Source organism: Epilithonimonas pallida (genome assembly GCF_900182975.1).
Classification (GTDB): Bacteria; Bacteroidota; Bacteroidia; order Flavobacteriales; family Weeksellaceae; genus Epilithonimonas; species Epilithonimonas pallida.
In genome coordinates, this window is the sequence record NZ_FXUO01000009.1 from 1 (window position 1) to 21451 (window position 21451).

Below are 21451 nucleotides of genomic sequence, written 5' to 3' on the forward strand. Positions count from 1 at the left end.
AAACCCATAATGTTGAAAAAAGCTCCCGAAGCTTCCGTTCAACAGGGTTTTCATTGTTCGTGCTTCGCACGCAACGAAAACTTAGCTATTGTGTGTAAAGTTTTCCCATTTCCACTTCTCTTGTCGGCATCAGCCAGTAATTAACGCCCAGATACCAGTCTTTTTTCGGAGATAATCTTATCATATTGTTGGCCTGGAAGAAAGTGTTCAAGGTTTTCACATCGATAATGAATGGCTCTAATGTTTCTGTGTCTCCTGGAAGTAGTTGCGAAGTTGGGTCATTTGTTACACCACCTTTGAAAGTCGCATACTCGAAGTTGGCGGAGTAGTTGGTTGTCCAGATATCGCCAAACCACCCTTTGTTCATCCCTAGAGTCAATCCAATCTGCTTATTGTTGCCATAATTGGTTCTGATGTATCTTAGGAATTCGGATGTGATTTTTATTGGATTTCCGTCTGCATCATATGTAGGATTTCCATTTTCGTCTCTTACAAGTTTTGTTTCAACTCCTTGCAAAGGCAATTGTCCATAAGCATTTTCAGCATAATTGAAACTTACATTCGCATAAAATGCATTCTTATACATGTAGTTGATTTCCTGATTATAATTCTTGGAAGCCTGCATAAAAGGATTGTTCTGAATATAATTGGTCGGTGTAAAGTACGTTCTGGAAGGATTCAGTTGTCCAAATCCAGGTCTTCTCACCCGGCTGGAAAAGCTGTAACTGATGTTGTTGTTTTCATTGATGGCATAGTTCAATGTGGCGTAAGGCAAAAGATTGTTATAATTTCTTTCAAAACCGATGTCGGATTTTCCTACAACATCACCTGTGCTCAATGTGGCTTCGAATCTTGTTCCGATTTTTCCTGAGAATTTGTCAGAGAATTTTTTCTCGAAAGTCGCATAAGCGCCGATGATATTTTCTTTATAGATAAAGTGATTGGAAAGCGTGTTATTGGTCACGAATTGTGTTCCGTTAAAATCATTTTGTCTTGTATCGCTGTCTGTGTTGGTGTAGTTATAGCTGCTTCCGATAGCAAACGTACTTTCATTCTTGAATTTTTTAATATAATCGATATTTGCAGCGTAATTGTTGATGATTTGAGGAACAGCCTGCTGGAATGCGCTGTAAGAACCATTAGGTTTTAGTGGGAAAGATTCGCCCAGACTCACTTTGTCCCTGTTGAACCATAAATAGGAAACGTTTGAACTCAATTTACTGCCCAGCGTATCAGTTTTGATTTCATAATTCAGGTTGAAGTTATGATTTCTGGTCTGCGCATCTTCCTGGTTAATTGTTCTGTTGGACAACACGCCGTTTTCAAAATTCGTCATATCCAAAACAGACCCGAAGCTCTTGTTGTAGCGCATATTGTAGCTGAAACCAAGACTTTGTTTTTTGTTGATTTCATAATCGATATTCACACTTCCGCCGTAGTTTTTGTTCGGGTCATCCATTGTTCCGAAAGAATTATTCTGGAAAGTGTCATTTCCGTTGGTCAACGTATATTTTTCTCTTTCTCTCCAGCTTCCCATATTGAAGTTGGTGCTGAACGACCATTTGTTTTGTCTTGCATTAAACGCAATTCCGGACGAGGGATTATTATAGAAAGTCTGGCTGTTGTTCATTTTCAAAGTTCCGTTGTAGCCATTCGTTTTGCTTTTTTTCATTACGATGTTGATGACGCCTTCATTTGCTTCCACTTGGAACTCACTTCCAGGAACAGTTACGACCTCGATTCTTTGGATGTTTTCGGATGGCGTATTTTTTAGCATTTCCGTAATGGCTTCTGCATCCATCAGCGTTCTTTTGCCATTGATGTAAAAAACCACGTTGGACTTTCCCATTATTTTGAAAGTTTTTCCGTCTGTGCTGGACAACATTGGCGTCTGCTGAAGAAGATTGAAAGAATTGGTTCCCTTTGCAACAGGAGAGGAAGCCACATCGTAAACAAACCTGTCGGATTTTTTCACGAAAACTTTCTTGCTAAGTTTCACTTCTTCTATCGTTTTTGTCTCTTCCGTTTTTTTCTGGGTCTGTTGCGCAGAAATCATTCCTGAGAAAAAAATAACTGCAATTAGGATTTTGGCTTTCATAATACTTGGTTTTAGTAAAGTAGTTTGTAGTTTATAATAATTTACATTGCAAAGATATGTATTATTTTAAGTATTATGCAATACAAAGTAGTAAATAAAATTGTTTATTGTTTTTAATCTATTGATTTTCAGAGATAAAATTTTTTGGTTGATTTATTATTAAGACAATTTTTGATAATGATTTATTACATCATTTATCAAAAAAATATAAAAAAACCTTTGCAAAATGTGCAAAGGCTTGATTGTTAAGCATTCAAAATCTGAATTTTTGTCAGATTAAAATGGCATTTGGATTTTCAAATTCTTCTTTCTTTTCAAAATGGGAAAGACTTGATAAAGTTGAATTTGCAATTTGTTCAAGCGCTTCCTGAGTGAAAAAAGCCTGATGTGCAGTTACTAAAACGTTTGGGAAACTCATCAGACGCTGGATTGTATCATCCTCAATAATCGTATGAGAAAGATCCCGGAAAAATAGTTTGTCTTCCTGTTCATAGACATCGATGCCGAGGTAACCGATATGTTTGGATTTCAAACCATTGATAACAGCTTTTGTATCGATTAGTCCACCACGACTAGTGTTGATTAGCATCACATCTGGTTTCATTTTTTGGATAGAATTTTCATTGATCAAATGATGGGTAGCTTCCATTAGTGGACAATGAAGTGAAACGATATCAGATTCGGAAAGTAATTGTTGTTGCGAAACATATTCGATTCCGAGGTCTTTAAGTTCTTGATTTTCTGTAATATCATAAGCTAAAACTCTTGCTCCAAATCCTTTCGCAATTTTTGCAAAAGCAGCACCAATATTTCCGGTACCGATAACGCCGATTGTCTTCTGATAAAGATTGAAACCCATCAATCCATTCAGGGCAAAATTCTGTTCACGAACTCTGTTATAAGCTTTATGAGTTTTTCTGTTAAGCGTAAGAATCATTGCCATTGCGTGTTCTGCAACGGCTTCGGGAGAATAAGCCGGAACCCGGCTGACTCTCAAACCAAGACGTTTAGCGGCTTCCAAATCCACATTGTTGAAACCTGCACATCGCATCGCAACATATTTAACACCTTTTTTTGCCAGAAACTCTAGAACTTCAGCATCAAGCTTGTCATTCACAAAGGCACAAACTGCGTCGGTATTTTCGATAAGATTAAGAACGTGCGGACCAAGATGGGTCTCAAAATAATCTAGCTCAAAATTGAATTTTTTATTCGCTTTATCAAAAAATTCTTTGTCGTAGGGTTTGGAAGAGAAGAACGTGATTTTCATATTTTAAAGTTATTATGATTTAGTTTTTTAACCACAAAAGTCACATGAGATTTTTATCTTTCTGCTTATAAAAAGTACAAATCAGTTTTTATTAAACATCTCCTTTTTTTGCTCTTTATATCAATGTGAATTTAAATTTAATTCACTCCTTTTGTGACTTTTGTGGTGAATGAATTTTAGATTATTTTTAGTTGCTATTCGTCACTCAACCCGATTTTTTCGGGCTAACTTTTTATCAACCCAAATCGTTGCGAAAGGGAAGAAAGCACCCATCAATGCAAAGATAAAATCCTCATCATCCCAATCGTATATTTTTCTAATCGCGGGAAGAAAGATAAGATAAAGTGTGAAAAAAAGTCCATGGATACTCCCAATAGTACTGATGTAAATAATGGCGAAAATATTTTCCGGCTCAACCCGAATCCAAATCATGGCGGAAAATAATAAAAGCCACGAAATAGCTTCTGCAAAACAAATCTGCTTAAACCAATTGATAAGTTTTTCTTCCGGATATTTTGAGTAATATTTTTCTATAAAGTTCATCTTTTTACTTTTTCAGATTTCAGGATTTTTGATAAAGTCAGGTTGTAATTTTTATCGTATTCCAAGTCTTTCCCATTGTCATCTTCGCCGTCTTCTACAATATAGCCAAAATCTTTGATTTTATCGCCTTCGATTTTATAAAAACGCGTCCAGTTTCTGCCAGACATCACAAGACAATCGATGAGGTTATATTTCTCCAGGTAATTTGGATTTTTGATTTTCTCGAAGCCTTCTATTTTCCTTAGTTTCTGATTCTTGAAATCGACAATAAAAAGATGGTAAGTCTCATTACTCCTAACATCTGCAGTATTTTCAATTAGAATATCTTTGATTCCATCCCCATTGAAATCAGTAAACTCGACATTTTGAAATTGACTGTACAACTTTTCCTGATGAATAATTTTTTTCTTTCCGTTGATTTTTTTTGAAAAAGTAAAGAGTACATTGAATTGGCTTTCATCTTTCGGGTCAAATTCCAAAGAAACGAGATAACCTTTTTTACCAAAAATTGAATCACAGTTTATTTTAATAAGCTCTTTGTTTTGAGCAAAAAGTAATGTTTGAAATATTGAAAAAACAGAGAGAAGAAGAGCGCTTTTCATTCAAAATTATTTATAAAATGAAGAACCGTCAAGATATTCAAAAACCTCTGGTGGAAGCATCGGCCGCACATTTTTACCCTCCTTAATCATATTTCGGATTTCCGTTGCAGAAAGCTCTATAACAGGTGCTTTGATGAGTGAAATACTCTCGTGTTGCAAATAGTCCGTGTCTTTTTTGTCTTCTCCGAAAATTCTGGGATAAACAATGATCTGGTGATTTTTTAAGAGCAATTCATAGTTTTTCCATTTATGAAGGCTTCCAAGATTGTCTTCACCCATTATCAAAGAGAAAGAATAATCCGGATATTTTTCCTGAAGATAAGTTAATGTATCAATCGTGTAACTTGGTGTTGGCAAAGAAAACTCTACATTGGAAGCACGCATTTTCGGATAACTTTTGATGGCCAGTTGAACCATGTCCAATCGATTGTGATCTTTCAGCAAAGATTTTTTATCCTTGAATGGATTTTGCGGACTCACCACAAACCACAATTCTTCCATATCAGAATTCTCCAAAATATAATTCCCGAGAATCAGATGTCCAATATGAATCGGGTTGAATGAGCCGAAAAATAGACCGATTTTTTTGCGTTTTTCCAAGATAGAATAGTCGTTTTTACTTTTCAAATTTAGAAAATTATAATTGAAATCGAATTCTAAGTCAAATCATTAATTTTCTCATTGGTCATTTAATAGTCAATAATTTATGATTATTTTTGCAACAAACATAATTGATGAGAAAAATTCTACTTTTTCTGATGATCATTTCTGTCATCTTGATTTCTGCGCAATCTGCGGTGGATTCTCTATTGACGGTTCTTAAAAAAGAAAAAAATCCAAACCATATTGCGGCTTTACAAAATCAGATTTCGGATGCTTATAAACATTCGGATCCTGAGCAGATGCAGAAATTTGCATTGTTGGCACTTACAAACTCCAGGAAAAATAAAAATATTTATCAGCAATCAGTTGCTTATCAGAATATTGGTGTTTCATTTTTGATTTATGGTGATTATAAAAAGGCCTTACAGAATTTTGATTCATCGGAAAAGATTCTTTTAAAAATCAATTCTGAAAAAAAAGAAATCAAGGAAACATTAGCCAAAACGTTTGGAAGCAAAGGCGTTGTTTATTCTCAACAGAACAATTATGCTGCGGCGTTGGAAAATGATTTCCAGGCTTTGAAAATCTATGAAGAAAACAAAAATAATCTCCAGACTTCAAAGCTTTATAACAATATTGGAGTTATTTATAAGTCTATTGATGATCAAGAAAAAGCATTAGAATATTTTCTGAAAGCTAACCAGACTTCCAGGAAAATTAACCCAGAAACTTTTGCTGCAAGTGCTTCTAACATTGGATTGATTTATTTGTTTCAGAATAAGCTGGAGCAGGCGAAAAAGTATTTTGACGAGAGTCTAAAATCTTACCAGGAAAATGAGAATCCGCGTGGTTTAGGAGAACTTTATAACAGTTATTCTCAGTATTACATTCGTAAAAATCAGAAAAAAGAAGCTAAAAATAGTCTTCAAAAAGCGGAAGAAGAATTTTTATCGGTTGACGATAAGTTTGGGTTATCTGACACTTATATGTTTCTGGCTCAGATTTATTTTGATGAGAAAGAACTTGAAAAGTCACTCCAGTTTTCCAACAAAAGTCTTGAACTTGCTAAAGAACTGGATTTGACAGAAGCCCGAATGAACGCCGAAAAATTACTTTCTCAAATCTATGATCAAAAAGAAGATCAGAAGTTGGCTCTGTATCATCTTAAGAATTATGATATCGAGAAAGAAAAATTTGACGCTGTTAAAAATGAGCAGCAACGTCTAAAAACGGAACTCAATTTTCAATATGAAAAACAGCAGTTGGAAAAAAGAGAAAATGCAAGCAGGGAAAGGCTGAAATGGATTTTTACGGTTCTAATAATCGGGTTACTTTTACTCGGATTGTTTCTTTTTTACAGAAATAAGGAAAAGCAAAAAACCTTGCTTCTACAAAAACAACTGACAGAGTTTGAACATAAAGCGCTGCATCTGCAGATGAATCCTCATTTTGTTTTTAATTGTCTGGCAGCAATCTCGGCATTTGTGATTCAAAACGGAAAAGATGAAGCGATTCGTTATCTGGCGAAGTTTTCGAAATTGATGAGACTGACGTTGGAATTTTCGAAAGAATCCAGTATTACTCTAGATAAAGAAATCGAAGCACTTCAAAATTATCTTGAACTGGAGCAATTGCGGTTTAATAACAAATTCGATTTTAACATTTCCAAAGAATCCAATATCGAAGATGATACTGCGATTCCTTCTTTGCTTCTGCAGCCTTATGTAGAAAATGCAATTATCCACGGTGTAGTTCCTTTAGAAGATAAAGGTTTCATCAATATTATTTTCCGTCAAATTGAGGATCAGCTGATTTGCATCATCACAGATAATGGTGTCGGAATAGAACAATCGAAGAAAAATAAAGAAACATTTGTCAACGCTCATAAGTCTATGGCAATGGAAATTTCTAAAAAGCGATTGGAAACGTTGGAGCAACTGGAAAATAAAAAAATAGAACTGAGTATCACAGAACTTAGAGATAACGAGAAGATTTTGGGAACTCAGGTTTTGATAAAATTACCATTAGAATTTATAGAAAAATGATAACAGCTGTTTTAATAGACGATGATGATAATCTCCGAAATGGGATGAAGGCAATGCTGGCTCTTTATGCTCCTGAAATCAATATTTTAGGCGAAGCTGACAGCGTGAAAACCGGAACTAAATTGATCGAAGAAATTAACCCTAATATTGTTTTTCTGGATATTATGATGAACGATGGTTCCGGCTTTGACATTCTGGAACGGCTCAACAAAAAGTATGGAAAAATCTCTTCTCATATTGTTTTTGTAACAGCGCACGAAAAATTTGCTATAAAAGCGTTTCGTTTCAGTGCTTTAGATTTTCTTCTGAAACCGATTGACCCGGAAGAATTACAAAGTGTCATCCGGAAAATTAAAAATATTACAGATAACAGTTCTGAAAATAAAACGATAGAACTTCTGTTGGAAAATATCTCGAAGAAAGCAGATAGTTTCAAAAAAATTGCCTTGTCAACGTCGGATGGAATTCATTTGTTTGAGATTAAGGATATTATCCGCTGTGAGTCTGTTGATAACTACACCAAATTCCATTTCAAAAATCACAAGACAGTCCTGATTTCCAAAACATTGAAAGAATATGAGGAATTGTTATCTGATCAGGGTTTTGAACGGATTCACCAGTCACATCTCATCAATCTGAATGAACTGAAATCTTATATCAAAAAAGATGGCGGATTTGTAATAATGTCTGATAATACACAAGTGCCTGTTTCTCAAAGGAAAAAAGAACGATTACAGGAAGTTATCGGAAGGTTGTAATTCTAACCCAAACCTTCCGAATTCTAAATGTAACAAACATAATGTAATGATAAAAAGTAAATTTAAACCCTGAAAGCACAAATGATGAAAACAAAATTATTCTTGATAATGATGATTCTCTTTTCTTTGGGAATCAGATCACAAAACATCAATTTCCCGGATGCGAATTTTAAGGCTGTATTACTGTCCTCTTCTTCTGGTAATACTATTGCAAAGAATCTAAGTGGTAATTATTTTGCTATAGATGCCGACGGAGATGGGGAGATTAGTATTACTGAAGCAGAATCTGTAAGTGAAATCTTGTTATTACCAAAAATGATTGATTTTGGAGGAGGATATCAAGAACCAGATTTCAATGAGTTGGATCCCATTATGGATTATCAGGGAATTAATAGTTTTTCAAATGCAACAACAATTAGTTTGCATAGAATAGCAGTTCCATTAGCAGGATTAGATATCTCTGGCTTGGCTCATTTGAAGAAATTTTCTGTAATTTTTTATAATTCTGACCCTGCAAAAGTATCCCTGGCTAATCTTCCTAATCTCGAGTCGCTCAATCTTTCAGGTATCGAGCTTGCGGACGGCAACATTATCCCACAGCTCAAAAACCTTAGCTTGAGTTATGGTGTTTCTGCGAATAATTTATTTTTGGATAAGATTCAGAATGCTGATTTGCTGGAGTATATCACACTAACAAGTGTCAGTCCTTATTTTGATCCATCTGATGAACTGATTCTCAGTAATCATACCAATCTTAAGTCGGTTTATATTTCTAATATTAAATTTAGCAATATCAATCTTAGTCAATGTAATCAGCTGAAATCGGTTTCAATAAAAGGAAATTTTTCTTCCTTTAATCCTTTGCAGATTGGTACAATTGATGTCAGTGATTGTCCAATGCTAACAGACTTAGATTTAGATAGCAATAATTCAACAGGTAATCATTCTGGTGTAAGTACAGTTATTGCTAATAATTGTTCGAGTCTTGTAACAATAAAATGTAGCTCGTGGTTTTTGCAAGCGTTACAAGCTATCAATTGTCCCTTGCTGAGTGTGATAGATTTATATGCCTGCAATGCTATGGATCTAGGCCAAGTTCCCAATCTAAAAAATATTTCTGTCCAAAGATTTAAAGGAGACTCTTTTGATGCCACAGCAGCAACCAATTTGGAAGTATTAAATCTTGATTATTTTAATTACTCAACGAGTCCATTTGTTAATGCATTTGGATCTTTGAAGAATCTTACGGTTAAAAATAATGCGTTTCTGAAAAATCTGAGTTTAAATAACCAACCCATCTCTGATTTGGATATCAGTGGAATGCAATCTTTAGAAACACTTTCTGCAAGTGTAGGCTTTAGTTTTGGAGCAGATCCTCAACCTGATTTTTCTACTGATTTTATGCATCATTTGAATGCGGAAAATTGTACTTCATTAGAATATGTTATATTAGATAAACAATCTGGGTTAGTTGATGCAAATTTTAAAAATTGTAGTTCTCTAAAACAATTTTTATTTCAGCCCGCTCCTGGTTCTGACACAGCTATTGAAAAGCTTAATTTTGAAAATTGCTCTTCTATTACGGCAATAGTAGCAGACGAAACTGAACTAAAAGATTTGAATATTAAAAATTGTTCCAATTTGAAAAACTTGAGTGTTGGTGGAAATAATCTGGAAACTTTGATTTTTGTAAATACTCCTAAAATTGAAAATCTTAATATTGGTAGTAGCAAATTATCAACAATAGATGTGTCTTCACTTGAAAATCTCAAAATGATATATTGTCCGGATTCAAAATTTTCAATTTTAGATTTTTCTCAAAATAAAAAATTAGAAGTCATTGCTGTTATGAATAATCCAGACTTGCAGTCACTTTTCATCAAGAATGGAAAACAGCAGTATATTGAATATGAAGGTTCTTTCTCTACTACAAATCTCAAATACATCTGTGCTGATGATTCTGAAATTGAAGAAATAAAAACAAATTTAGCACTGGCAGGAATAAATGCTAACGTCAACTCTTACTGCTCATTCACACCAGGCGGAAATTACAATACTATTTCAGGAACAGCAAAAATTGATACTGATAACAACGGCTGTGATTCTACGGATAACCCATTCGAATATCTGAAATTAAAGATTAATGATGGAACTAATTCTGGCGAAACTTTTGTCCAAAATGATGGGAAATATGAGTTTTATACACAAGCAGGTAATTTTAATATAGTTGCACTTGCAGAAAACCCAACCCTGTTTACGGTATCTCCAGCTAATTTTTCTACCACTTTTGCGGACAATAACAATAATGTCTTTACTCAGGATATTTGTGTAACAGCTAACGGAAGCCAGAATGATGCGGAAGTAGTAATTGCACCGCTGACCAGTGCAAGACCAGGGTTCGATGCTGTTTACAATTTGGTATGGAGAAACAAGGGAAACACGACTTTATCCGGAAAAGTAATTCTGAATTACGATTCCAATAAGATGACTTTCCAGAGCAGTTCTTTACCTTATTCTATATTGAGCAACGGATCGATAGAGTTTAGTTATACTGACCTGAAACCATTTGCTAACACCGCTTCGGAAATTACATTTAAGATCAATACACCAACGGATTCAACTAATCCTGTGAATATGGGAGATGTACTGGCTTTTAATGCGCAGATTACGCCAACTAATACAGACATCACGCCGGAAGACAATCTTTTTAGTTTCAATCATACTGTCGTTAACTCTTTTGATCCCAATGATATTGTTTGTTTGGAAGGAGAAACGGTTCCTGTATCAACGGTAGGAAAATATATGCACTATGTCATCAATTTTGAAAACACAGGAAATGCAGAGGCGGAGAATATTGTAGTGAAAATGGAAGTGGATCCAAATGAATTCGATATTAATACATTACAATTGCAAAATGCTTCAGCAAGTGTTGATACAAAAATCGTTGGAAACCAGGTAGAATTCGCATTCAAAAACATAAAATTGCACAGCGGAGGTCATGGCAATGTGTTGTTAAAAATGAGATCCAAGTCAGATCTTGTCGAAGGTGATACAGTTAATAACGTGGCAGAGATCTATTTTGATTATAATTCCCCGATTGAAACCAACGATTATGTAACAACTATCTATAATGCAAGTGATGTTCTTGCTGCTAAAATCAATTATTCGGCATCCAATTTCAGTCAAAATAATTATCCAATTAACTTCGATGCAAGCCTTAGTACAGGTAATATTGCAGGTTATCAATGGGAGTTTTTAGGTAATCCATCAATCAGTTCAAGTACAGATGTAAAACCTGTGGTTACGTATAACACACCAGGAAATTACACAGCGAAATTGACTGTTTTTGATTCCAATGGAGCGTCTTCTTCACAGACAATTACTTTCAGCGTTGGAGGAAATGTCGCAGATTTGTCAACCGGTAAAAATTCTGAAAATAACTTCATAGCAATTGATGCAGATGAAGATGACTGGAAAGGTTATGATATCAATGGAATCGAAATTACTCCTAAAGTTAGACATACCTACACAGGCTGGAGCTATGCAGATCTTGCAAATGGTCAGAACAGCCAATGGATTACTCTCAACAATTTGGAAGGTTATTATACTTATAAGAGCAGAGAATTTACAATTCCTGATAATGCAACAGATGCTAAGTTGAATCTAAGATCATTATCATTCGTAAGAAACTGGACATATCTTGTAAAAGTAAATGCTGACGGAAGTGAGACTGAAACCGAAATCACAAAAACACAATGGATGAATGATGGTTTCAAAGGCTGGTTGAACAACAGAAGTCCAAAAGTAAATAATTACTCTTTGTCTCCGGGAAGATATTACATTAAAGTATTTTTGTATTCCAATAACAATTTGTTGAGACAATCCATAGATGTGAATGCAATTGTGTCCTGTTCGGAAGGATTGATATTTGCCAATAAAATGGTTCAGAAACAACCAACTTTGGATGCTGGGAATCTTAATGATACGGAGATGAAAGTTTACCCAATTCCAACCAAAGGATTGATTAACATTATTTCTAATGAAAAAATCAATACTGTTGAAGTTTATGATTTGGCCGGAAGAATTATACAGAAGCAACTATATAATTTGCCTTCAAAAGAATCTAAAATAAATATTAACTCTCCAAAAGGCATTTATTATCTGAAAATAAAAACCAATAAAGGAGTTTCAATAAAGAAAATCATTAAGGAGTAAAATAAAATCCCGTCTCGAAATGAGGCGGGATATTTTTTTAGTCATGAAACTTTACATCTCTAATATTCAGAAAGTGAGAAACATTGCCTTTCCAATGATTTTCTTCGATGGTGAATGCTAGATCAAATGTTTTTGTTTTAAAATCTTCTGCAAACTCGCCGAATCGGAAGCCTACACATTCGATATTCCTTCCTGTAGTCGGTTGCAGAATATTGAATTTCAGATGTGAGCTTTCTTTTCCCATTAACCTTACATAACCGTTTACTTTTACATTTTTAAGAACCAGAATAGGCTTCATATTCTGAGGACCAAAAGGGGCTAGCTTTCTGTGGAAATTAAAAAATTCGCGGTTCAGATCTTCAGGTTTCACAATGCTGTCAATATAGATAGAAGGTTCTTTCTGATGATCCTGAATGTTGTTTTTTACAAAATCTTCAAAACGTTCTTTAAACTCTTCAAAGAATTCTTTTTCCATAGAAAGTCCGGCTGCGGCCTGATGTCCTCCGAATTTCATGAAAAGATCAGAACAAAACTCCAAAGCTTTATGAATGTCAAAATCAGAAACCGATCTTGCGGACGCTACCAATTCTCCATTATTCCCTTCGGTAAAAACCAAAGTCGGTTTGTAGTAAGTTTCAATAAGACGGGAAGCTACAATACCAATAACACCTTTGTTCCAGCTCGGATCATAAACGATGGTAGAGAAACGTTCGGTTTTCTGCAGTTCCAAAACCTGGGTCATTGCCGATTGTGTGATGGTGATATCCATCTCTCGTCGTTCATCATTCAGATTGATGATCTCATCAACAATTTGCTGAGCTTGTTTCAGATTATTAGAAATCATTAGTTCCACCGAAGCCTTGGCGTGCGAGATTCTTCCTGCAGCATTGATTTTTGGGGCAATATCAAAAACGATATTTGAGATTTCGAAGTGCGCTAATTTCTCTTCAGGAATTAAAAGCCTTAAACCAAATTTTCTTGTTTTTCTAAGGAATTTAAGGCCTTGCATTGCCAAAACACGGTTTTCGCCTGTCATTGCAACAATGTCAGAAGCGATACTGATAGCCAAAAGATCCGTCAATTCGAATAATTCGTTTTCCGGGATTTTATAAATGGTGTTAAGGCCCTGGCAAAGTTTAAAGCCAACACCACAACCACTTAATTCTTTATAAGGATAACGGCAGTCTTTTCTCTTAGGATCAAGAACTGCGACTGCATTCGGAAGCTTTTCCCCAGGTAAGTGGTGGTCACAAATAATGAAATCGACACCAACAGAATTGGCAAGGTCGATTTTGTCAACCGATTTGATGCCGCAATCTAATGCAATAATCAATGAAAATCCGTTGTCTTTTGCAAAATAAATTCCTTCATCAGAAATGCCATAGCCTTCGACATTTCTGTCCGGGATATAAAAATCGAGGTATTTTTTATCAACAATCTTGCTGAGATAAAGATACATCAGCGCAACGGCTGTTGTTCCATCAACGTCATAGTCGCCGTAAACCAGTATTTTTTCGCCGTTTTCTATTGCTGTTGCAATGCGTTCTACCGCTTTTTGCATATCCGCCATCAGAAAAGGATTGTGAATATCTGTGCCGTTTGGTTTGAAGAACTCGCGTGCCTTTTGGTAATTGTCAATCTCACGCATCACCAGGATTTTGGATTCTAAAGTTCCAAATCCAATCGAAGAAATCAGTCCGTCAACAATTTCTTCATCAGGCTCGGGTTTATAAATCCATCTTTGACTCATAGTTACAAAAGTAAAGAAAAAAAACGGCTTTCGGAAATTAAAACGGTTACCGAATGATCAGTAACCGTTTTTAAGTTTTGAAGAATATGGTGCTTATTCCTTAATGATTTTTTTAGTTTCAGTTCCGGTTTCAGTTTCGATGGAAATCAAGTAATTTCCTTTTGGAAAAGAAGACATATCTATTTTTGATGAATTGCTGTTTTCGGTTTTAATCAATAATCCTGCAGCATTGTATAATTTAACAGATCTAATGGCTTGATTGGATTTGATATTAATAAAATCCGAAATTGGATTTGGAAATACATTAATTTCAGTTTTCGCAACTTCTGAAACTACCAGTTGATCCATGTCCTTGATGATGATATTATCAACAATAAAACCGCTTCCATCATTATCGAATTCAAAATTCAAATCGTTTGCTCTTACAACTTTTGGTCCTAGAGCAGAGGTGTGAACCAATTGATTGTCAAGATAATATTTTACGTTTTTGTCGGTTACATGATCGATCTCAATCCTCAGGTTATACCATTTTCCGGGAACCCAGCTTCCAAGATCTTTAAAATTGACATCACTGTCAGCATATAATTTACCACTGTACATAAAATTGAATCCGCCGGCCCAGGAATAATTGCCATTATTGTTATAGTACAAGGAAAGCATATAGTAATCGGAACTGTCCAATTTTTCCATTTTCACGTCTGCTGAAACAGAAAGTCTATTATATTCAGGGATTTTTTTGAAAAGGAAAGTAAAGTTTTCGGTGTAATTATTAGTGCTGGTGACTTCCACAGAATTGTTGCCATCGGTCGCCTTTCCGGTAACAACTTTGAAGTTATTGTTCGGAACATTATCGGTTTTAACGGTCCATTCTTTTTGTCCGACAACCGTTCCCAGATTATAACCTTCGGATGTTTCAAAAGAAATTTTCTGTTGTTGCCCAAAAAATGGGACTGATAATAACGCAAATGTTAAAGAGAATAAAGTTTTCTTCATAGATAAATTAAAAGGGAAGCGAATTTAAAGAAATAATTATTAATTCACTTATAATCAATAAAAAAACCTTCCGAAAAAAATTCGAAAGGTTTCCTATGAAATCTATTTTCTATCAGTCTTTTATCTCTGAGTCTACTTAGTGTGGTTCATTGCATTCGCATCGATGTTAACTCCAAGACCTTGCGCTACTCTCATTCCTAATTCTATATTAGCACGGAAGAAATGACAAAGCTGACGGTTGATGATCTCGTCTCGTTTTGGCCCGTCAATTCCGCTCATATGGCCAACGATGTTGTTGACCAGAGCTGTTCTCGCTTCCTGATTCAGAGCTTTTGTATAGAACAATCCCGGCTGTGTATAATGGTCATCATCGTTTTGATTCCTGTTGAAGTTGGCGACATGATTGTTGTCCAGGTCATATTCGAAAGATTTGTATGATTCTGTTGGTTCTATATCACTGAAGCTGTTTGGATAATAATTCGGCTGGTCACCGTAATTAGAATCGTCTGCCATAAAACCACCTCTTTGGAAATTATTCACAGCGAATGGGCATCTGTTAACTTCCAGCTGATGCGAGTTCACACCAACTCTGTATCGATGCGCATCAGCATAAGAAAATAATCTGCCCTGAAGCATCTTGTCCGGAGAAAAGCTGATGCCGTCAACTAAGTGACTTGGTGCAAATGCCGACTGCTCCACGTGAACGAAGTAGTTTCTTGGAACTTCATTCAGTTCCATTACGCCAACTTCCTGTAGTGGGAATTCGTCCTGAAACCAGACCTTAGTCACATCAAATGGATTCCAGCGCCATTCTTTTGCCTGTTGTTCTGTCATAGTCTGGATGTAAAGTTTCCATTTCGGGAAATTTCCGGCTTCTATTTCATTGACTAAATCTTCCTGCGCAAAATCCGGGTTTTCACCTTTCATTTTGGTTGCATCGGCATCAGAAAAATTCTTGATACCCTGTTGCGTCTTGAAATGAAATTTGACCCAGGTTCTCTCATTATTTTCATTGATCATAGAAAAAGTGTGAGACCCGAATCCGTGCATATGTCTGTAACCATAGGGTGTTCCTCTGTCAGACATCAGAATCAGAACCTGATGAAGTGATTCCGGATTCAACGACCAGAAATCCCACATCATCGTTTTGCTTTTCAAATTGGTTTTCGGGACACGTTTCTGAGTATGGATAAAATCAGGAAATTTTTTTGCATCCTTAATAAAGAAAACCGGTGTATTGTTTCCAACCAGATCCCAGTTTCCGTCTTCGGTGTAGAATTTCAAAGCAAATCCTCTGGGATCTCTTTCCGTATCGGCACTTCCCATTTCTCCGCCTACTGTAGAAAATCTCGCAAACATCCTGCAGGAATTCCCGACTTTGGAAAACAGTTTTGCTCTTGTATATTGGCTGATATCGTGTGTTACCGTAAAAGTTCCGTATGCACCCGAACCTTTGGCGTGAACAATTCTTTCCGGGATTCTTTCCCTTACGAAATGAGCAAGGTTCTCCTGAAGTATAAAATCCTGTAACAAAACCGGACCTCTAGGTCCTACGGTTTGCGAATCCTGATGCTCATAATAAGGTGAGCCAACAGCGTTTGTGAGTTTTCTCTTATTTTCCATATTTCAGATTTATGATTTAATTCATTAATTGTGATGCTAAATTCGATAAAAAAACCTATTTATGAAACAAATTAATAAGTATATTTGTAATAGATAAAATTAATTAGAAATCGTGAATATCCAACAACTAGAATATCTGATTGCAGTAGATAAATATAAACATTTTGGTAAAGCTGCGCAAGCGTGTTTCATTACTCAGCCAACACTTAGTGCAATGATTCAGAAATTTGAAGATGAGCTTGATGTGAAGGTTTTTGACAGAACAACTCACCCAATCAGAACAACAGACGCCGGAGCGGAAATTATCAAAGAAGCTCAGAAAGTCATTGATTCTGTAATGGAACTCAAGAACAAGGCTAATTTTCTCAATAATATTCTTGCAGGTAAGTTGAATCTAGGAATTATCCCAACCGTTTCAAGTTATATTCTCCCGAATGAGATTTTTAGTTTCCTTCAAAACAATCCCCAGATTGAACTGAATATCAAAGAAATGACAACTGAAAGTATCATCAAATCTTTGAAATCCGGAGAATTAGATGCAGGAATTATTTCTACACCATATTCTGCGGCTGATGAGTTTTACCAGGATTTTCTTTTCAACGAGGAACTGATGTTGTACTCCGCAAGCCAGGAAAGTGGTTCAAAAAAGGATTGTTTTGTGGTTCCTGATGACATCGATGTGGACAAAGTTTGGCTTTTGGAAGAAGGAAATTGTTTGAGAACACAATTTGAAAATATTTGCCATTTAAAAGAAAACTCTCTGAAACCCAGTAATTTGGAGTTCTTAGCTTCCAACATCAATACATTAATCCAAATGGTCGATAAGGTAGGTGGTATCACGATTCTTCCGGAAATGGGCGTTGAGCAATTGTCAACAGAACAAAAACAAAAAGTTTCCAGATTTATCAAACCGTTTCCTTTCAGAGAAATCAGCATCATCTATTATAAACCGACTTATAAACAGAAAATTATTGATGAACTGATTTCAGAAATCAGAGAATCGATGTCACAAAGACTTAATTATTATAAGGATTCTGAAAACTATGTCAGCATAAAACCTGAATAAATTCATACTGGTTTAATAGGAATTCATTTTGAAGTTTAAGAATTACTTTGTAAATTTGCCCTCGATTTTTGAATAAACGGAGGAGAACTTTGACTGATTGCAACCTCAATAAAAAATGCTAAAACAGATTTTTCTCTTTTAGTTCCTTTTTACAATCAGTGGTTTATCCTTAAACAAATTAATATAAAAGGAATTTATTTATGTCTTATTTATTTACGTCCGAATCAGTTTCTGAAGGGCATCCTGATAAAGTAGCTGATCAGATTTCTGACGCGCTTATCGATCATTTCTTAGCTTATGACAAAAACTCAAAAGTAGCTTGTGAAACATTGGTTACGACTGGTCAGGTTGTTTTGGCTGGTGAAGTGAAGTCTGATGCTTACCTTGATGTACAGCATATCGCGAGAGATGTGATCAATAAAATTGGTTACACGAAAAGTGAATATATGTTCAATGGTGATTCTTGTGGTGTAATTTCCGCAATCCACGAACAATCTCCGGATATCAATCAGGGTGTTGACAGAACTTTGGACGAAACCGACTTCGAAGCCAGAGCAAACGCTCAAGGAGCTGGAGATCAGGGGATGATGTTCGGTTATGCTACCAACGAAACTGAAAATTATATGCCTTTGGCTTTGGATCTTGCGCATCAGATTCTAAAAGAATTAGCAGATCTAAGAAGAGAAGGAAACGCAATTCCTTACTTGCGTCCGGATGCAAAATCTCAGGTAACTATCGAGTATTCTGACGATCACAAGCCAATCAGAATCGACAGTATTGTGGTTTCTACACAGCACGACGATTTCGGAAGTGAAGAAGCGATGTTAGCTAAAATCAAAAAAGATATTATCGAAATTTTAATTCCTAAAGTTAAGGCTAAACAAAAGCCGGAAATCCAGGAATTGTTCAACGGCGATATCAAATATCATATCAACCCAACCGGAAAATTTGTAATCGGTGGTCCTCACGGCGATACAGGTTTGACGGGAAGAAAAATCATCGTTGATACTTACGGAGGAAAAGGTGCTCACGGAGGTGGTGCTTTCTCGGGAAAAGATCCTTCCAAAGTGGACAGAAGTGCTGCTTATGCAACAAGACACATTGCTAAAAACTTAGTTGCGGCAGGCGTTGCAGATGAGGTTTTGGTTCAGGTTTCTTATGCGATTGGTGTTGCAGAGCCTTGTGGACTTTATATTAATACTTATGGCACTTCAAAACTGGATATCAATGATGGAGAATTGGCGAAAAGAGTTCAGCAATTGTTTGACCTTAGACCTTATGCTGTTGAGAAAAATCTTAAGCTGAGAAACCCTATCTATATAGAAACTGCAGCTTACGGACATATGGGAAAAGATTATTATGTAGCTGATAAAACTTTTAACAAAGGACAGAAAAACGAATTAACTCTAAAAGATCTTGAGTTTTTCACTTGGGAGAAACTGGATCGGGTAGAGGATATCAAAAAAGAATTCGGGTTGTAAGATTCGGAATTTTAGAAATCTGGAAACTGCTTTATCTTTGGGTAAAGCAGTTTTTTATTTTATTAAATCATTGCATCACTTTTGCTACTTTTGTGCAGGAATAAATAATTCTGTTAAAAAATTAATCAATGAAATCAATTATATATACAGTTGTCTTGCTTTTTACCTTTTGTGGACTTGTAAAATCTCAGCTTACCGTTCATAAGCTGTTGACCGCAGGTTATGTTTATCAGAATCAAAGTTTTGGTGAAGTCGGCGGAAAACTACTTTTTCTGAGTAATGATGATGTCGTTTTCAGGACAGGAGTTTCTGCTTTGATGGGCTCATCGAATCAAAAATTTGCTATAATGCCTAAAGTAAGTGCTGACATTTTATTGAATTTCCAGAAAAACGTGGATTTTTATCACGCTCATTATTTTGTTTTAGGAGCAGAAGCAACTAATAAATATATTGCACCAAAAGCCGGCTTTAGTCTTTTCGGGATTTTAGATTTGACCGGAGGTTATGGATTTTCTTTAGATAAAGACGGAATTAATGGAAAAGAGCTGAAAGGACTTAATATCAATTTCACAATAAATATCCCATTGGTTTTACTTAATTGATTTAACTATCTGGTTTTTTTTGAATCAAATTAAAGAAAAATGAAAATTTAACAATCCTTTAACTTTTTGTTTGATCTTTTTTATTATTTTTACACCTCTTTAAAATCTTGCGTATAGAAAAAATTTACTCTTAAAAAATAATAACAGAATCGAACCTGTCAAATCAGTTACACCAGTATCTGAGTGTATGGTTGGGTTCACAAATTAAGAGTATAGTTATGAAAACGCAAACGGACAGCAAACTGATTTTCCAATATCAGAATGGCGATGAGAAGGCCCTTTCTACACTGATCAACCGACACAAAAAAGATCTCTTCACATTCATCTACTACAAGTTGATGGATGAAGATTTGGCAAACGATATCTTTCAGGATACCTTTATTAAAATCATTGTGACCTTAAAAGAAGGTCGTTACAAAGAAGAAAACAAGTTCATCCTTTGGGCAAAACGTATTGCACATAATCTGATCATCGATCATTTCAGGCTGCAATCTAAAAATATCAAAATCTCGGAAACTTCTTTTGATAATGAAGAATTCTCCATATTTGATATCATTAAGGAGCCGGAAAACAATATTGAGGATAAACTAATAGCAGATCAAATAAATGAGGATTTGCTAAAAATGCTGGTAATGCTTCCTGACAATCAGCAAGAGGTAATCAAGCTGAGATTTTTTGATGGTCTGAGTTTCAAAGAGATTGCGGATCATACAGATACAAGTATCAATACAACTCTGGGCAGAGTGAGATATGCTTTGATCAACCTGAGAAAAATCATGGAGGAAAATAAAATTATTTTGACAAAATAATAATAAACATTTTTTTTTGGCGTTATGTTGTAAAAGCCTGCCTATGAAAAAAAACGACACTTTAACAACAAAAGCTTTGACGCCTAAAAAAGAAATCATCGATTTTCTGTTGAATTATTCGAAAAATATTCAACCGATAAAAACTAAAAATAGAAAAATTGTTTTAGTTTCAAAAAACTGAGATTTTTAGATTTTAAATAATTGAATTTTATGACTGAGCTTTCCTACGTGGACAAAAAAAATTGACTAGATTTGTGCCTTATGAAAAACGTAAGGCACATTTTTTTTGACCTCGATAATACGTTGTGGGATCATCGCAAGAATGCTTATTTAACCATCAAAGAATTATTTAAAAATCAGGAAATATCTGAGAAGTATAAAATTGATTTTGAAGAATTTCACAGTACCTATCATATCATCAACGAAAAACTTTGGGAACAGATCCGTGACGGTGAAATTGATAAGGAATATCTGAGAAAACACCGTTTTTATGATACGTTCCTGAATTTTGGAGTGGATGATGTCAATCTCGCCGATTACTTCGAACATCATTTCCTGGACGAAATCCTTAAATATAATGAGTTGGTTGACGGTGCACTGGATCTGCTCAACTATTTGAAATCTAAGAACTATAAAATGCACATTATTTCCAACGGTTTTCAGGAAGTAACTGAACGGAAATGTATTCTCTCCGGAATCTCCGGTTTTTTCGAAACCATTACCAGTGCAGATTCCGTCAACATCAGAAAGCCACGACCGGAAATTTTCGAATATTCATTAAAACTTGCGAAAGCCAGTAAAGAAGAAAGTATTTTAATAGGAGATGATTGGATTGCCGATGTCAAAGGCGCGCAGAATTTTGGGATTGATATTATTTTCTTTGACGTTTTGGACGAAAATCCTCAGGAAGAAGGGTTGAAATTCATCAAACATCTATCGGAAATCAAACAATATTTATAAAAAGAAAGCCTTTCAGATCCGAAAGGCTTTTTA

The 21451-nt window shown here is 35.3% G+C and carries 17 protein-coding genes; 9 read left to right on the forward strand and 8 right to left on the reverse strand.

Annotated features, from left to right (window positions below; translation table 11 throughout):
- Positions 1-85 precede the first annotated feature (85 nt).
- The 5 genes from QOL71_RS15420 to nadD form a co-directional block, all read right to left on the reverse strand.
- The gene (locus QOL71_RS15420) at positions 86-2098 is read right to left on the reverse strand and encodes an outer membrane beta-barrel family protein (RefSeq protein WP_283417791.1); all 2013 of its coding nucleotides are present in this window, start codon (positions 2096-2098) and stop codon (positions 86-88) included.
- A 271-nt stretch (positions 2099-2369) separates the two neighbouring features.
- Complete coding sequence (locus tag QOL71_RS15425; protein ID WP_283417792.1) at positions 2370-3368, reverse strand: 2-hydroxyacid dehydrogenase; 999 nt, start codon at positions 3366-3368, stop codon at positions 2370-2372.
- 201 nt (positions 3369-3569) lie between these two features.
- Positions 3570-3911, reverse strand: coding sequence for a DUF3817 domain-containing protein (locus QOL71_RS15430; protein WP_283417793.1), 342 nt, complete (start codon positions 3909-3911; stop codon positions 3570-3572).
- Complete coding sequence (locus QOL71_RS15435; protein ID WP_283417794.1) at positions 3908-4513, reverse strand: XAC2610-related protein; 606 nt, start codon at positions 4511-4513, stop codon at positions 3908-3910. The genes QOL71_RS15430 and QOL71_RS15435 overlap by 4 nt, the downstream gene beginning before the upstream one ends.
- 6 nt (positions 4514-4519) lie before the next feature.
- Positions 4520-5140, reverse strand: coding sequence for a nicotinate (nicotinamide) nucleotide adenylyltransferase (gene nadD, locus QOL71_RS15440; protein WP_283417795.1), 621 nt, complete (start codon positions 5138-5140; stop codon positions 4520-4522).
- A gap of 107 nt (positions 5141-5247) precedes the next feature.
- On the opposite strand from nadD, the gene QOL71_RS15445 reads away from it, so the two are divergent.
- From QOL71_RS15445 to QOL71_RS15455, 3 genes are all read left to right on the forward strand, one after another.
- Positions 5248-7161 carry a tetratricopeptide repeat-containing sensor histidine kinase gene (locus QOL71_RS15445; protein ID WP_283417796.1) on the forward strand — a complete coding sequence of 638 codons (1914 nt, stop codon included), beginning with the start codon at positions 5248-5250 and terminating at the stop codon, positions 7159-7161.
- The gene (locus QOL71_RS15450; protein ID WP_283417797.1) at positions 7158-7919 is read left to right on the forward strand and encodes a LytR/AlgR family response regulator transcription factor; all 762 of its coding nucleotides are present in this window, start codon (positions 7158-7160) and stop codon (positions 7917-7919) included. Before QOL71_RS15445 ends, QOL71_RS15450 begins: the two co-directional genes overlap by 4 nt.
- Before the next feature lie 81 nt (positions 7920-8000).
- Positions 8001-12134, forward strand: coding sequence for a DUF7619 domain-containing protein (locus tag QOL71_RS15455; RefSeq protein ID WP_283417798.1), 4134 nt, complete (start codon positions 8001-8003; stop codon positions 12132-12134).
- 37 nt (positions 12135-12171) lie between these two features.
- On the opposite strand, the gene recJ is transcribed toward QOL71_RS15455, so the two are convergent.
- From recJ to QOL71_RS15470, 3 genes are all read right to left on the reverse strand, one after another.
- A complete protein-coding gene (gene recJ / locus QOL71_RS15460) occupies positions 12172-13884 on the reverse strand; it encodes a single-stranded-DNA-specific exonuclease RecJ (protein WP_283417799.1) in 1713 nt (570 codons plus the stop codon).
- 93 nt (positions 13885-13977) lie between these two features.
- Positions 13978-14877, reverse strand: coding sequence for a T9SS type A sorting domain-containing protein (locus QOL71_RS15465; protein WP_283417800.1), 900 nt, complete (start codon positions 14875-14877; stop codon positions 13978-13980).
- Positions 14878-15009: 132 nt separating this feature from the next.
- A complete protein-coding gene (locus QOL71_RS15470) occupies positions 15010-16500 on the reverse strand; it encodes a catalase (RefSeq protein ID WP_283417801.1) in 1491 nt (496 codons plus the stop codon).
- A gap of 112 nt (positions 16501-16612) precedes the next feature.
- Here QOL71_RS15470 and QOL71_RS15475 point away from each other — a divergent pair, with 112 nt between their 5' ends.
- The 6 genes from QOL71_RS15475 to QOL71_RS15500 all read left to right on the forward strand — a co-directional run bounded on the left by QOL71_RS15475 (position 16613) and on the right by QOL71_RS15500 (position 21418).
- Complete coding sequence (locus QOL71_RS15475; protein ID WP_283417802.1) at positions 16613-17566, forward strand: hydrogen peroxide-inducible genes activator; 954 nt, start codon at positions 16613-16615, stop codon at positions 17564-17566.
- Between the two features lie 200 nt (positions 17567-17766).
- Positions 17767-19047, forward strand: coding sequence for a methionine adenosyltransferase (metK, locus tag QOL71_RS15480; RefSeq protein WP_120212334.1), 1281 nt, complete (start codon positions 17767-17769; stop codon positions 19045-19047).
- Positions 19048-19175: 128 nt separating this feature from the next.
- Positions 19176-19649, forward strand: a complete 474-nt coding sequence (locus QOL71_RS15485; RefSeq protein ID WP_283417803.1) for a hypothetical protein — start codon at positions 19176-19178, stop codon at positions 19647-19649.
- 218 nt (positions 19650-19867) lie between these two features.
- Positions 19868-20458, forward strand: a complete 591-nt coding sequence (locus QOL71_RS15490) for an RNA polymerase sigma factor (RefSeq protein ID WP_120212336.1) — start codon at positions 19868-19870, stop codon at positions 20456-20458.
- A 43-nt stretch (positions 20459-20501) separates the two neighbouring features.
- Complete coding sequence (locus QOL71_RS15495; protein ID WP_170144185.1) at positions 20502-20639, forward strand: hypothetical protein; 138 nt, start codon at positions 20502-20504, stop codon at positions 20637-20639.
- A gap of 80 nt (positions 20640-20719) precedes the next feature.
- A complete protein-coding gene (locus tag QOL71_RS15500; protein ID WP_283417804.1) occupies positions 20720-21418 on the forward strand; it encodes a YjjG family noncanonical pyrimidine nucleotidase in 699 nt (232 codons plus the stop codon).
- Positions 21419-21451 lie beyond the last annotated feature (33 nt).

Bases quoted from the DNA above. Each gene is read 5' to 3' on its own strand.
- QOL71_RS15420 (WP_283417791.1), bottom strand. From the start codon at position 2,098: ATGAAAGCCAAAATCCTAATTGCAGTTATTTTTTTCTCAGGAATGATT.
- QOL71_RS15425 (WP_283417792.1), bottom strand. From the start codon at position 3,368: ATGAAAATCACGTTCTTCTCTTCCAAACCCTACGACAAAGAATTTTTT.
- QOL71_RS15430 (WP_283417793.1), bottom strand. From the start codon at position 3,911: ATGAACTTTATAGAAAAATATTACTCAAAATATCCGGAAGAAAAACTT.
- QOL71_RS15435 (WP_283417794.1), bottom strand. From the start codon at position 4,513: ATGAAAAGCGCTCTTCTTCTCTCTGTTTTTTCAATATTTCAAACATTA.
- QOL71_RS15445 (WP_283417796.1), top strand. From the start codon at position 5,248: ATGAGAAAAATTCTACTTTTTCTGATGATCATTTCTGTCATCTTGATT.
- QOL71_RS15450 (WP_283417797.1), top strand. From the start codon at position 7,158: ATGATAACAGCTGTTTTAATAGACGATGATGATAATCTCCGAAATGGG.
- QOL71_RS15455 (WP_283417798.1), top strand. From the start codon at position 8,001: ATGATGAAAACAAAATTATTCTTGATAATGATGATTCTCTTTTCTTTG.
- recJ (WP_283417799.1), bottom strand. From the start codon at position 13,884: ATGAGTCAAAGATGGATTTATAAACCCGAGCCTGATGAAGAAATTGTT.
- QOL71_RS15465 (WP_283417800.1), bottom strand. From the start codon at position 14,877: ATGAAGAAAACTTTATTCTCTTTAACATTTGCGTTATTATCAGTCCCA.
- QOL71_RS15470 (WP_283417801.1), bottom strand. From the start codon at position 16,500: ATGGAAAATAAGAGAAAACTCACAAACGCTGTTGGCTCACCTTATTAT.
- metK (WP_120212334.1), top strand. From the start codon at position 17,767: ATGTCTTATTTATTTACGTCCGAATCAGTTTCTGAAGGGCATCCTGAT.
- QOL71_RS15485 (WP_283417803.1), top strand. From the start codon at position 19,176: ATGAAATCAATTATATATACAGTTGTCTTGCTTTTTACCTTTTGTGGA.
- QOL71_RS15490 (WP_120212336.1), top strand. From the start codon at position 19,868: ATGAAAACGCAAACGGACAGCAAACTGATTTTCCAATATCAGAATGGC.
- QOL71_RS15495 (WP_170144185.1), top strand. From the start codon at position 20,502: ATGAAAAAAAACGACACTTTAACAACAAAAGCTTTGACGCCTAAAAAA.
- QOL71_RS15500 (WP_283417804.1), top strand. From the start codon at position 20,720: ATGAAAAACGTAAGGCACATTTTTTTTGACCTCGATAATACGTTGTGG.